This is a genomic window from Holdemania massiliensis AP2 (assembly GCF_000327285.1).
Lineage (GTDB): Bacteria > Bacillota_I > Bacilli_A > Erysipelotrichales > Erysipelotrichaceae > Holdemania > Holdemania massiliensis.
In genome coordinates, this window is sequence record NZ_HE998572.1 from 104,351 (window position 1) to 119,068 (window position 14,718).

Below are 14,718 nucleotides of genomic sequence, written 5' to 3' on the forward strand. Positions count from 1 at the left end.
CTACGATAAGGCAAAAACATTAAATTGTAAATCATGTTTTATTCGTTTTAAAGATTTTTTGTTTATACTTATTTATCCAAAATAATATAATAAATGTAAAAGTAATTAAAGATATTAACGTTCCTGGAATTTTTAAAGGTGTTTTATATTCCAATTTAATTTTACTATCGCCACCTGGGATATCAAATCCTAAAAAGCCATCATTTACTTTCTGAGTATTCACTTTCATACCATTTACATATACTTGCCAGCCTTTAGAATAAGGGATTGATGTATAGATCAAGGACTCATCAATTGTCTCTATGCTGCAAGTTAATTTATTCTTACTGTATTGAATATTTTCTAGCAATTTCCTATTTTCTTTCTCTCTAAGTAAGCTTTCATGGCTTTTAAGAAATACATTCATGAACAAATTCGTGTCATATATATCTTCACCAATAACAACTATTTTATTAACATATTCAGTGTCATTGATTATTAGGTCTATATAGTCAAATTGCTCTACAGTGACTTTTTTAATTAAAATATCTTCATTCCATAATTCAATAGTAAGACAGGGTATTCCAAAATTTTCAAAATATAGTATTCCATCATGAATAGGGATATCTAGCCATAGCTCCCTATAAGAATCGCTTGTTAATTTTCCTAAAAATTTCAATGAGTTAGTCCAATTACTATTTTCTCCATCTGACGAAATAATAAAATTTTGCATAATCTGATCTTGCTCTAGATAACTACTCGGCATTTTTTCTTCAGAATAAGAAGGTAAAGCATAACCTAATCCTATAGAATAATTATTCACATAAACATTAAAACCGTTCTTATCAAACAAATACTCATAGTCGAGAGGAATACTCTGCGAGCTATTTTCACCATAAGTAATATAGTATTTTGCGGATAACTGATCATACATTTCACTTCTTCCAAATAACGTATCATAAATCCATAAGCCACTATTAATTCTTCTCAAATAATTTGATAAATTTCCTTCATATGTAGAAGTATACATTGACACTCCTGGAAAATCATACGCAAATGGTATATTTGCTTTCTTATAATAATCTGGCATAGATTCTTTATCCAATACAATCCGATAAAAGGATGAATCATTCTCTTTAATAACCTTAATAACATCTTCTAACAAAAATTCAGTTTTAAAAAAGACCTCTTCTAAAGGTGTATTTGATTTACAGTATAAATAACCAGAAATAATCGCCTCAAATGAAAGAATTGCTATTAATACCAAAGATAAACTTTTATATTTCATGTAGTAAATATAGTATAAAATAATACAGAGATACACAGGTATCAATGTTTTTAAAATGTTTTTTATAGATGATAAGTCATTAAATTTAAAAATATAACTACATACAAAAACCATAAATATGCAAGCAATTATCGAAATAAGTGAATATGTAATCTGTTTCCTGGTTATGTTCTCTTTTTCAATTTCTTCGTTAATATATGTTAAAGCAAACGCTGCAAGAAATGTGAACATATAAAACCAGCGACTTTCTAATGTTCTCTGAAAAAGAATATAAAAAGATTTAAAATATAAGAATATGAATAACAACAAAAAACTTGTCAGCAGTATTTTTTTCTTTCTTTTGTCTTTAATAGCAAATAATAAAGGAATCAAAAATGGAAATATTATCAATGAATATAAAGAGCCTCCTCCGTTCCATCCTATATTAATTCCATCCCAAGAACTGATAAATGGATTATATGAAAAAATATTCATTACTGGTGTATATATAGAACTAAACAATCGATATACTTCATTAAAATTAAGATGCGTTAGCAAGGATGTTGCATTATCTGCAAATCTAGGCATAGAAAATACTATATATGCATTAGGTAATAGTGAAAAAGCTGCTAATAGAAGGCCTAAAAAAATAATCCCTATATATTTAATTTCAATAAAAACAATAGGTTTCAATTCGAGCAATTTATTCATCCATATATATCTAAAAAGTATATACAAACAAAGAAAAGGAACCAACATATACATAAAATAATAGTTATGTATTGTTAACAAAAACACCAACATTGTTAGCAAAACTTTTTGTTTTTTTTGCAAATAGTTCTCTGTAGCACCAAGGATTAACGGAAAAAAATAAAAGCATCAATATAATTCATAAAATTTAAATAACGAAAAGTCCAACCTGAGAATGTTATAACGAAGCTTCCTATAAGAATACTTCTGAAATTGTTAGTTATTTTTGAAAACCAATAGTAGTTAGCGATAAAAAGCAATACTATTTTTAACAATTGATAATACAAGAAAAAATACTTTATTAAAAACTTGGGCAATAAACTAAACATAAAAAATAGAGGACTCGAATAAAAAGAATAGCATAGAAAATCATTACCAAACCCACTTGTCCAATCATATGAAGAAAAAGATCCATCTTTTAATTTTGAAAGTCCCCCTAGCAAGAATAGATAACCTTGTTCAAAATTATCACCATCTAAGATAAATAATGATCGATAATTTATTATTGCGTATGAAAAAGCAGCAACAACAATTATAGTCATATAGATAAATAAATTCCTTTTTTATTTTTCATTTTGCTATCTCATTTCTAAAAGTACATATTTATCATCAACAAAGATAGGATCCATACATTCTCTGATATCTAGCCAGATTTTAACATACTCTCCCTCTTTCTCTTTTACTTGATCTTGTCTTAAAATTAAATACTCTATATCTTCACTTTTTAAAACAGGACATGCACTTTTATAGTCAAGATTATTTAAGAATACTTTTTGATCTGCAAACTCCCTGACTATAAATAAATTTAGTATTTCAGATACATTTTGTTTTTCCTCTATTGGTGCATTCCTTATAACATCTCTAGTAGATGGAACTCCAAATGGCGTTTCAACATTATAAAAATAAGCTTTCAATGAGTCTGCTTGAGTTACCACTCTTACTCTATATGTTTTTTTACTTAATTTCTCCTCAAGTACCTTATACATATTCATCTCGGAATTTGTTATTTTATATAAAGGATTAAAATCATCGCTTGGCCTAGATCTCTCCATTTCATAAGTATTCAAACGATTTATAATTAAAAATAGTAAGCATATTATAGGTAGACAATATACGTAATCTGGAAATTTCATATTCCGATAAAAATAAGTGAATAAGTGACCTAATGTGAATGTATTAAAAAGAATGTCAAATGCACGATAGTATACAAAATCACTGATATACTCGATTACAGTTGGCATTGTAATAGGATTAATAAAAAATAAAATAACTAAAAACATATACTTAGTTGTATTTCCTAATTTCTCTCCTTTTAATATTTTTTTTGAAAACATATATAGTATCAATAGAATCCAGCTACTATTAATAAATACGTTTATTGGATTTTTAAAATCAAAAAAATCATTACACACATCATACCAACTATGATTTATAAAAAAGTAATCATAAGAAGTTAACCCCTGTCTTATTAATGGAATAACAACCAGGAAACTTAATAACGCTCCAGCTAAAAAGTAATTCAATATAACAAATTGCTTTCTTAGGTTTTTGTCTAAAATTAATTTAATAATAAATAACACACATAAATAAACTATCAACAAAATGAAAAAAGATATTCCATACATTGATTCAGCCACTAAAAAAAATAAACAAACAAGGAGATATTACATAATATAAATTTCAAAATAAGTGAAGTATAGTCTTTCCTTAATAACATTAAATATAAAGGAAAAGCTAAGAAAATCCCAATAAATAAACCCGATGAGCTCACAGCAATCAGAGATGACATTAATAATCCATAAATGTATAATAATTTCTCATTCCTGCTATTTAACAACTCATTAGTTACCAATAAGATTAGCGATATAATAATATACTTCCATATGTTTCCAATAAATGCTAATGATACATTCCAATACCTACTATTTAAAAATAATATTATTAAAAAAAGGAAGAAAAAACCACAGGATGTTTTAGAAAAAAACGTTTTAAAATAACATATATACTGTCAATCAAACAATAGAAATACATAATTTGAGCACACCAAATATATATAGGAATATTACTAATCTCAAAATAGGTAATACGATTAGCAATCCTTAATAAGGAAGAAAAAACATAATAGAATGATGAATAATTATGCAGAACATCACGTCCTGTTTGTGTACCAGTGTAAAAATTCATGCCCATAAAATTAGAAGATATTGAATTTTCACCAACCATGGATAGGTAGTAAACAGTATCAAACCCACTTTCCCCTAATGTAAATCGAGTTGAAAAAAATATCATAACAATAGTTATCATTAAACAAAAGCAAATTCGATAAATATCATTTCTTGAAGGAATAAGTGGTACTTTTAAAATTAATGGCATTATATATGCCAATACTATTAGAACTATAAGAATATAGCTAAATATTTTAGGAGATAAATCAAACTTCACAAAAAAATAAGAAATCATTTGAACAACTCCTAAAAAAGCAAGAAAACCTACTGCTATAGAAAACTTAAAATCAAATTTGAACTCAATTGTTTTTGCTAGAAAATAAGACATTGATATTAATATTATACAATAGCCTAAAATGAATATAATCATTGCATCCTCCTTTAGTAGCATTTAAATTCTTCACATTGTCTCTACTACAACTTAATTGTATAGAACATTTCATCTGCATATTCTCCGTTTTTCCTTATGCATTCGATTTCCTAGAAACTATTTAGTTTTTTAATAATATAATCAATCTCAATAGAAAGCATTCCGTTATATAATGGTAATGAGATAATATGATCTGCCATATTTTCAGTGATAGGAAAATTTCCTTTTTGATATCCTAAATAACTATATGCTTCACTTAAATGAGGCGGCTGCGGATAGTGTATTTTTAATCCTATCCCCATTTTTTCGCAATAAGCTATGAAATCTTTACGATTCTCAACTTCAACTACAAACAAATGAAAGACATGTCCATCCGTTCCAAATTGAAGCTTAGGCATTTTAATTTTAGAATTTTTAAGTTCATTCAAATATCTCATCGCATCATTTCTTCTATCATTAGTTAATTCGTCAAGATGTTGTAATTTAACCCTTAACAACCCAGCTTGCAATTCATCTAGTCGTGAGTTATAGCCTACTTTTTCAAAATAATAAGTTTTCTTTGAACCATAGTTACGCATCATACGAATTTCATCATCGATTTCTTTATTGTTAGTAATTATTGCACCTCCATCACCAAATCCCCCCAGATTTTTTGTAGGATAGAAACTGAAACATCCAACATCTCCCCAAGTACCACATTTCTTTCCATTTATGGAGGCTCCATGAGATTGCGCACAATCTTCAACTACTTTTAAATTATATTTATTTGCTATTTTCATAATCTCTGGCATATTTGCAATTTGGCCATATAAATGCACAACACAAATCGCTTTAGTTTTAGGTCCAATCGCTTCTTCAATTTTAGTAGCATCCAAGTTGTAATATTCATCAGGCTCTACAAACTTAGGTACAAGCCCATTCCTGGTAAATCCCATTATTGACGCAATATAAGTGTTCGCAGGAGCAATTACCTCATCTCCTGGGTTCAAGTGAAGTGCTTCAAAAGCCAAAATTAATGCATCAAGTCCACTTGCTACCCCTACACAGTATTTGGCTCCATTATATTCAGCGAATTCCTGTTCGAAGTTTTTCACTTCATTTCCAAGAACATACCATCCACTTTCCAAAACTTCTTCAACTTTTTCTAGGTATTCTTCCTTATACATTAAATACTGAGGTAATAATTGATTATTTTCTATTTTCATAATTTTCCTTCTTTCAACTTTTTGAATTCACTATATTCTCTTATATAATCTTCTTCTTCATACCCCTCACTTGCCAAGACCATTAAAATTGCGTCATCATGATATGTTAATGTATGCCATATATGAGGTCCGCATATTAATCCAACATGGGGATCATTCAATTCAAAGGTTTCCTTGTTACCATTTGGATCCTCGCATTGAACAATAATCCTTCCTTTTAAAGCAAAAAATATCTGATTTAAATTCTTATGCGCATGATAACCACGAACATTTCCTTCTTTTGTATTAATAACGGTATACACTCTCTTAATATCAAAGGGAAGACCAGTATTTCTTTCTATTGCACTAAGGTATCCATCATTTACGCTTCCATGTGCTTTAAAAGGCTGCAAATAAACGTTATTCATTATTTTTCACCTCTATTATTTCATCAATAATGTACAAAGGACGTTTTCTTGATTCATCAAGATTCCTCCACATATATTCTCCAATCACTCCAAGCATAATCATTTGTACACCAGCTAGAACAAGAACTACAACCATAAGCGATGTCCACCCTGCAACATCAGAACCATGTGCAAGTTTATCATAAACCAACAATAAGGCTGATATAAATCCACTCACGCTCATCAAAAAACCAAAGCCACTAATCCATCGAATGGGTGTATGCGAAAAAACAATAAAAGTATCAATGAAAAGATCAATCCTCTTTTTATAAGACCACATTGATTTGCCAGCTTCTCTAGCTTTACGAGTATACTCAATTATTTTTGGTTTAAAACCAGTCCAAATCAATTGGACATAAATTGAAGAATTCTTTTCCTGCATATTAACTAATATATCAGCAACACTTCTATCCATTAAGAAAAAATCAAAGCCTTGCTTCGGGTAATCTGCAATAACTAGTTTACGCACTATTTTATAGTAAGTATTAGCAAAAAAATTCTTAATCCAAGGTTCGTCCCGCTTACTTCTCGCAGCAATGACGACTTTCTCCCCCTCTTGCCAATAATGGATCATCTCTGTTATCAAATATGGAGGATCCTGCAAATCTGCACTCATAACCGCAATTGCGTCACCTGATGCCTGACTCATTCCAGCAACAATTGCCCGAAATTCCCCAAAATTTCTGGAAAGTTTAACGATCTTTACTCTTATATCTAGTTGCTGGACTTTCCTTATTTCATCTAGTGTCTTATCTTTTGAACCGTCATCTACAAATATAATTTCAAAATCTATATCTGCTCGTTTATCAAGAACATCCTGCAATAATACTTCATACGTTTCTTTTATATTCATCTCGTTGAAATAACAAGGTATAACTATAGATACTTTCGGCATACAAAACTCCTTTTTATTCAATGTTAATTATATCAAAAAAGTCCATTAGATACCGGACTTTTTTTAAGTTTTTAAGTTTTTTATGCTTTTCGTAATAATTTCATCTTTATAAAGTAAATCTATATCAAGATTTATATGGGAAAATATAATTATATATCATCTCAATTAACTTTAAGATTCATAGAGCTTATTTCTCTAATTATTTCTTGCTTATATTTTTTCTCTCGATAAAGTATAAAATAATTGCCAATACACCTCCAACGCCACTTATTAACAGACCTAATTTAAAGCCAGAAGGCATAAAATACATTTCCACCTTATTCTGACCTTGTTTCACAGGTATACCTATAAATCCGCCATTTACATTGTATTTCTTCGCTTCTTCACCATTTACTAAAATCTTCCATCCCTCATCAAATGGCAATGTAATTATCATAAAACTATTCTCTTCCGAATATAGATCGCCAACAAGCTGATTCCCACCATATTGAATATTCACTAATGCCGATTTATTCTTAGAAGGTAATAAATAATCCTGAATTTCTTCGAGATCACTCTCCTCGCAAACAATTATGTCGTTTAGATCTATCAAATTATTATTTTTTTTAAATTCTTTATAAGTTGTCACTGTATTGTACGTTGTTCCTAACGGTCTATATCCTTCATTTTCATAAATAGAAATATTACCGCGATAATCATCCTGAATTAGTTTCCAATTAACACCTTTAGGTAATTCCTCAGATTTGAGAACTAATGCGTATTTAACATTTAAAAAATTCATTAATTGCCCATCTTTTATATCAAAAATCATTCCGGAATTAAACGCTCTTATATCCGGGTTCATTTCAGCCAGCTTATTGAGTGAAGGTGAATACGTTGAATCATATATCATTAATCCATTCAATTGATATGCTACCGACAGGTTATGACTATAATTCCAGTACAAAGAATCATGAGGAACATATACTCTGTAATACTCTGTATAATTATTTTCATCTAAATAATTGAGATAATTATTTAATTCATGATCTTCATCTTGCAACACATGAGTTACTTTATCAACAAATTCATAACTTCCGCGTTCTGAGGTATCCATTTTATTTATGTAATGAAAGCCCCCAGAGATACTAAATTCAAAGATTGATAATACAATTAATATATTAATCAACTTATGCTTTAATAAGTATGCGTTAATTAAAATCAAAACAGAACAAACTGTAAATAGTATGATTTGATACAGATAATTACTGAAAACATGTTCTAGTTTTCCTTCTATTAATGCTGAAAATGGAATAATTAATAAACAAAATATGCAAATAGCAATCGCTGTAAAATAGATTTTCTTTGTATCAATTATTTCAAAATGCTCTAAAAGATAACATGCAATCAGAATATTAAATAATGTTAGTAAGAAAGTCCATCTAAAGGATGGCTCACTAAACCCATGCAAAGCTGCATCACCAATGGGAAATAATGCAAAAAGCACTAATACAAAATAAAATAATAAAGTTTTCTTTTTAAATACTTTATCTTTAATCCAGAATATCTGACAAATTAACAAAGCTGTTAAGCTTCCTGCCCAAATACATATTTCTCGGGTCACATGCCAATTCGTTTCAAATATATTTACACCATATATATATTGGTAGTTAGGAACAAACATAGATGTAAGCAGATGCAAATAGACCTGCGGATCCTGAAATAATAATGTAACATTCAAGCCTATACGATTATTACCAGTCATGTAACTTAATGTTGGAATAAGCACTACCCCAGCAATCATAACGCCTATGAAATATACTCCAATTAAATTTAGCGTATCTTGCATAAATTTTTTAAAATTTGACTTCAATAAACTATAACGATAGATATAATAAAGCGGCGTGAGGAAAGATAACGTATAGAAAAAATACCAATGTGTAGTCAATAAAAGAGTCACTGAAAATAAAAACAGCATTTTTTTCCCTGATTGAAGATATTTTTCTATGCCGCAAAAGTATAAAGGTGCTAAGCAATAAAAAGAATGAAACATAAGCTGGCCGCTGAAGAAAATTGCCCATCCGCTGAAAGCATAACATAGACTTCCAAAAACGCTTATTTTAGGCGATATATGAATCTCTCTTAGCAAAAAATACATTGAAAAAGAACTGACAAAAAATTTAATTATCTCTAATACTAATGTACGATCAAAAAAATTTAATCCTTGTAAAAGCAAGCTAGCCCAAGTAAAAGGATCACCCATGATATAAAAAGTTTGCGAAGCATAAAAATTGGTGCCTAAAAACATGCTCCACGAATAAAATGGCAATGTTCTAGTCTTAAAAAAAGTATTTAACAGATTAGTAAACTCCATATTAAAGAAAAACTGTTCAGGTTTAAGATCGGTACCATATGTTACCGGTATATGTGCAATTAGATTAGGTAAAAACATACAACTGCATACAATTGCAGTAACTCCAGCTAAGAGTAACAAGTATTTTTTATTTTCTCTCATAATTTCCTCCCTAAAGGCTAAAAAAGCATCAAAGCACAATTGCTATATGATTCCAGATCTAATTATAGCCTAAAATTTAGAATTAAACTATCGCAAAACTTTGTTTATCACATTTGACATTCTAATTTAGTTCATTTTTTCTATAACTTACTTTGATTTATGTAAAATTTTGCTTATAATAATAACCAGGTGATAAATTATGAAAGTGACAAAAAAAATCAGAAAACAATTAGTAAGTAATATAGATGTCTTAATATTTTTCTTTTCTATATTATTTTTTGACTATTATTTTCGATCACAGCTAGCTTTTACCACTACCAATTCCAGGCTTATTTTTGTAAATATTTTTATCGGATTATTCTTAAGTTCATTTCTTTTCCTATTAGGGAAAAAGACTCGGCTTGTAATAGGTTCTTTAATTCTCTTAATTCTTAGTTTACTATGTTTTTGTCAAAATCTTCATTACAATTATTTTACGACATTTTTCTCTTTTTCAAAGGCAAGTATCTTGAAAGAGTTTTTCCAAGTGAAGAATGAAGCAACAGGCAAGATAACCTTAGATTTATTTATTTATTTTATTCCTGTAATTCTTTTTATTCTTAGCAACTGCATTAAAGGTAAACAAATAAAATATAAACCTATTATTAAAATATCTAGCTTTGTTTTTATTTCAATTTTGAGTACTGTTTGTTTGATATTAACTTTTTCGAATTATCCTAATGCTTCTAAAAAAAGTGAAAGTGATGCTTACTTATATGAAACTCTATATAATAAAGTTAGAGCGGTTGAACGTTTGGGTTTATACTCATATACAATAAAAGATGCCCAGTTGACATTGAGTAACAAAGTTTCCAATGCAGATGAAGAAAAAGCATTAATTGATCTTTATATTGAAGAACATGGATATACTTCTGAAACTAATGAATATACTGGATTGTTTAAAGGAAAAAATTTGATACTTATACTTTGTGAGTCATTATCAAATATCGTCGTAGACGAAGACCTTACTCCAACACTTTATATGATGCAAACTCAAGGAATCAATTTTAATAATCATTATGCTCCTGTATATCAATCCGCAACTGCTGACAGTGAGTTCATAAGTTTAATGTCTCAAATTCCATCTATTGAAAACGGTCCGTTAGCTTATGATTTCTATGAAAACACCTTCCCAAATGCACTTCCGCAATTGTTTCGAGAAATCGGTTATTCCGCTAACTCATTTCATTCCTTTAAAAAAGAGTTCTACAATCGTGAGACTTTACATTACACTTATGGTTTTACCTATTTATACGATTGGCTTGATTTAAACTTAGAAAAAAAACCTGAATTTGTAGAAGCTTATAACTGGATTCATGACCGAGAATTATTTACTAAAGCAATAGATGCTACTAATGAAAATGCATCTGAACCTTTCTTCGATTTCTTCATTAGTGTTTCTGGACACGTTCCTTATGTCAGAGAGCGCTATGAATTAGAATATGACCTATGGCAGACGATTGTCTTGCATGGTGAAGCAGGTGAAAAATATTCTACAGAAGCACTTTGTTACTTGGCTGCACAAAAGACTCTGGACACCGGTTTAGAAGCTTTAATAGAAAAACTTAGAAATACGGGACAACTTGAGAATACTGTTATAGCATTGTATGGTGATCATTACCCTTATGGATTGACGAAATCAGCAACAAAAGAATTATTCACTAATCTTAAAAATGATTATGAAATTTACAGAGTTCCTTTCATTATATGGACTCCTGAATTAACAGAAAGTACAACTATTGAAAAAGTAACATCAACTTATGATATTATGCCCACTTTATGTAATCTATTTGATATTAATCTAGATGGTCATCTTATTACTGGGAGAGATGCCTTATCTCAAAAAGATGGTTTAGTTATATTTGAAGATCATTCTTGGCTAAACGACAGAGCTTATTTTAACGCAACAAAAGGTTCTGTAATAAAGTTAGACCCCTCAATTACTGATCAAGAAATTAATGAGATAAATGATCAAGTATTTGAAGAAATCCAAATTAGCCAAAGTATATTAACTACTGATTATTTCTCTGATTCTAAATAATATAGATAATGATTAGTAAATCAAAAAGTAAAATATTTATTGAGTATCTGATATGATCCCACTAGAGTAGATAAGGTAAATAATCAAACGACTTAAAAGCGATTATGTATCTGAAAAACACTCAGTTGAATATTTTTTATTGTTGCTTATGGTACTCAAAACCAACAAGCAGAATTAATGTTACATGAAATCCTACTCATATAGCAGAGTATGATATAAGTTCATCAGAATGTATTTTAAAGGAAAAGACCCTTTAGAAAATCTATCTACATAATAAAACAATGGCTGGATTAGAATGTATAATGCCAATAAAAATCAGTCGAATTGGCCACTTAACAAGAGGTTTTTACCAGCTTGTTATTTCGGTTGAAATGATGACAAGTTGGCATTAAGAAGATTCACCAATGCCATGACTGAAAATATAGAAGTAAGACTGATTTTTACATATCACACCAATACATCATCAGGTCTTCTTAACCAAGCTTCTAGAACAAAGCCTAGAGTAATCCATGTTTATGGCATGACATTGCATAGGTAGTGGTTCAACAAAAGAATCGTGGATTATAATACAGGTATCCAATATCTGACGAAGAGTCTCTTAGTTTAGCTATTAACTGATACTTCAAATTTTTTCGTCGAGAAAAACACTCTCAATCTGTTCTATAAAAGTTGCTTTATGTCAGTTATTACGGGTATATAACTAGTCTGCAACTGTTCACTAGATAGATACTTCTTACACCCAGTGAAAGCTGCCTAACCATCTGAATATAGGGTCAAAACACCACTTAACAAAAACGTCCGCCAAATTAATTTCGATTTGGCAGATAGACTATTTACTTAGTTAAGATTTAACTTTCCTTTTTGACAAGGAACTAGAAACAGAGAATCCGTTTTGTTCCTTACTTCAAGTTTTCATTCAATTCATTTTCACTAATATAGTCCGAATAAACTCCAAAAAAGTGATTATTGTTAATAATTTCCAAGGCCTTGTCAATCTTATTTACAGTATGGATGTAAATTGTAAACTCATCTTCATATTCTTGCATTTCTGCATAAGCGTAGATGTCTGTAATCACTTTAGTAGCCCATTCATTATCCATATGCATAACTACAACCGGAACCTTACGATCTTTTACGAACGCATAAATTTTCTGTCCATCTGAATCTACATAATAGTGATAAAGAGTAAATATAATCTTATCAAAATCATAATTTTCATTCAGAAAATCATACATATCCGGTGTATATGCCTGTGGAACAATACGCTTAACTAACTCTGGATTTACTGTATTAACTTCATCCATCATTCGATTGTACATGACTTCAGACCCTTCAATATCAAATGTCTTCGAGTCGATTATAATATAAAAATCAGGTATCTCTTCCATTAGTTCAAGAAGATCCTTAAACATCACCGTTGTATATTTCCCGTGAATTTTTGCTTGTTTAAATTCTTCCGTCGACATTGGCCAATCTCCACCTATATCTGTTAATTTATTACGGAAGTCTTCCCAAGTATGAATTAAACAAATATCTCCATCAGAGGTTGTATCCAAGTCTATCTCAAATAACCTAGTTCCAGCATTATAATTCTGATAAAACGCTTCTAATGAATTTGTATAATCATAATTATCAATTCCGCCAAGGGCATGAGCCATAACTCTATAAGTGTGATTCCAATCCTCGATAAGTTCTCCAGGTATAGAAGTAATGATTAATGGTACTGGCGTTTCTAATGGAATATCAACTTTGCTCAGCTCATTGTCTGGAGCACTTAAAATTCTTTGATAGATAAGAATTCCAAAACCACCTAATGCACAAATAGCTAATGCAATAACTAAAGCTACAAATAATTTTTTCACTTCTTAATCCCTCGATTCTTCTCAGCTTCATGATATTCAAATTGATTAAGCTGATTTTCAAATAAAATACAAGACTGATTTTTTATCGCATCTAATATAACACCGACAAAAAACAATAAAAAGGCTATAATAAATAAAGCCGCCGCAAGCACTGCACTGGGTACTTTGGTTATGTAAGCAGTTTTTATAAACTCAACAATCACGGGGATACCAACGATAATTCCTAGCAACAAGAATAGAAAACACAAACCGCTGAAAAAAAGCATTGGTCTGTAGTTCTTAAATAGATCAAATAATGTCATAAGAACTTTGAACCCATCTGAAAAAGTATTCAACTTTGATTCACTTCCCTCAGGTCGGTCACGATACGTAATAGGTATTTCAACAATCTTCATTCTATACACTAAAGAGAAAATAGTCATTTCTGTTTCTATTTGAAAACCAGCACTCATAATCGGCATATTCTTAACAAAACGCCTGCTATATGCGCGATATCCCGTCATAATATCTCTTATATCACTCTTAAAAAGCCAATTAATTAAGTTTCTTACTAAATGATTACCAAATCCATGAAATCCTCTTTTATTCTCCGCAAAATAAGTACCGTTGGATAACCTGTCTCCAATAACCATATCAGCTTCTCCATCTAACACTGGCTTTATCAACTTCCCAACTTCTTCTGCAGGGTAAGTGTCATCTCCATCAACAAGAATATAAACATCCGCGTCAATTTCTTTAAACATAGTGCGCACTACATTGCCTTTTCCCTGCTTTGTTTCCTTGCGTACGTCAGCACCTGCTGCCTTCGCTAATTCTACAGTTTTATCTTTGGAATTATTATCATAGACATAAATATCTGCTTTGGGTAGTTCTCGTTTAAAATCATTAATAACTTTGCTTACTGTTAGTTCTTCATTATAACAAGGTACAAGAACAGCAACTTTTTGATTAGTATTCATAAATATTTATTCACCAATATACTATAATTGACTGTTTTACACACAGTTTATAATATATCTTTCCTTTCTATTAATACAAATTATATACAATTTATCAAACTGTTTTTAATAACAGCGATAAGTTCTATTTATTCTATGAATAACACATAATTATCAATCAAGTGGCTAACTAGTATTAAGAATACA

9 protein-coding genes and 1 pseudogene are annotated in these 14,718 nt (G+C 29.8%); 1 reads left to right on the top strand and 9 read right to left on the bottom strand.

The annotated features are described in order from the left end of the window. Positions 1-31 precede the first annotated feature (31 nt). The 7 genes and pseudogenes from BN162_RS16925 to BN162_RS16960 form a co-directional block, all read right to left on the bottom strand. Positions 32-2,110 (bottom strand): annotated as a pseudogene (locus BN162_RS16925) (YfhO family protein); the annotation flags it as partial. 464 nt (positions 2,111-2,574) lie between these two features. Continuing rightward, positions 2,575-3,621, bottom strand: a complete 1,047-nt coding sequence (locus BN162_RS16935) for a hypothetical protein (RefSeq protein WP_020226325.1) — start codon at positions 3,619-3,621, stop codon at positions 2,575-2,577. Between the two features lie 316 nt (positions 3,622-3,937). After that, a complete protein-coding gene (locus BN162_RS16940; protein ID WP_020226326.1) occupies positions 3,938-4,591 on the bottom strand; it encodes a hypothetical protein in 654 nt (217 codons plus the stop codon). A 110-nt stretch (positions 4,592-4,701) separates the two neighbouring features. Then, positions 4,702-5,796, bottom strand: a complete 1,095-nt coding sequence (locus tag BN162_RS16945) for a DegT/DnrJ/EryC1/StrS family aminotransferase (RefSeq protein ID WP_020226327.1) — start codon at positions 5,794-5,796, stop codon at positions 4,702-4,704. Continuing rightward, complete coding sequence (locus BN162_RS16950) at positions 5,793-6,203, bottom strand: sugar 3,4-ketoisomerase (protein WP_020226328.1); 411 nt, start codon at positions 6,201-6,203, stop codon at positions 5,793-5,795. Before BN162_RS16950 ends, BN162_RS16945 begins: the two co-directional genes overlap by 4 nt. Next, positions 6,196-7,137 (bottom strand): glycosyltransferase family 2 protein, encoded by a 942-nt coding sequence (locus BN162_RS16955; RefSeq protein ID WP_020226329.1) that lies wholly within the window; start codon positions 7,135-7,137, stop codon positions 6,196-6,198. Before BN162_RS16955 ends, BN162_RS16950 begins: the two co-directional genes overlap by 8 nt. 199 nt (positions 7,138-7,336) lie before the next feature. Further along, on the bottom strand, positions 7,337-9,631 hold the full coding sequence (locus BN162_RS16960; protein ID WP_020226330.1) for a YfhO family protein: 2,295 nt from the start codon (positions 9,629-9,631) through the stop codon (positions 7,337-7,339). Between the two features lie 199 nt (positions 9,632-9,830). On the opposite strand from BN162_RS16960, the gene BN162_RS16965 reads away from it, so the two are divergent. Then, positions 9,831-11,711: an LTA synthase family protein gene (locus BN162_RS16965; protein ID WP_020226331.1), complete on the top strand. Its 1,881-nt coding sequence runs from the start codon at positions 9,831-9,833 to the stop codon at positions 11,709-11,711. An 899-nt stretch (positions 11,712-12,610) separates the two neighbouring features. Here BN162_RS16965 and BN162_RS16970 read toward each other — a convergent pair. Both BN162_RS16970 and BN162_RS16975 read right to left on the bottom strand, forming a co-directional pair. After that, entirely contained in the window at positions 12,611-13,573 is a 963-nt protein-coding gene (locus tag BN162_RS16970; RefSeq protein WP_020226332.1) for a glycerophosphodiester phosphodiesterase family protein, read from the bottom strand. Continuing rightward, entirely contained in the window at positions 13,570-14,532 is a 963-nt protein-coding gene (locus tag BN162_RS16975) for a glycosyltransferase family 2 protein (RefSeq protein WP_020226333.1), read from the bottom strand. The genes BN162_RS16970 and BN162_RS16975 overlap by 4 nt, the downstream gene beginning before the upstream one ends. Between the last annotated feature and the right edge of the window lie 186 nt (positions 14,533-14,718).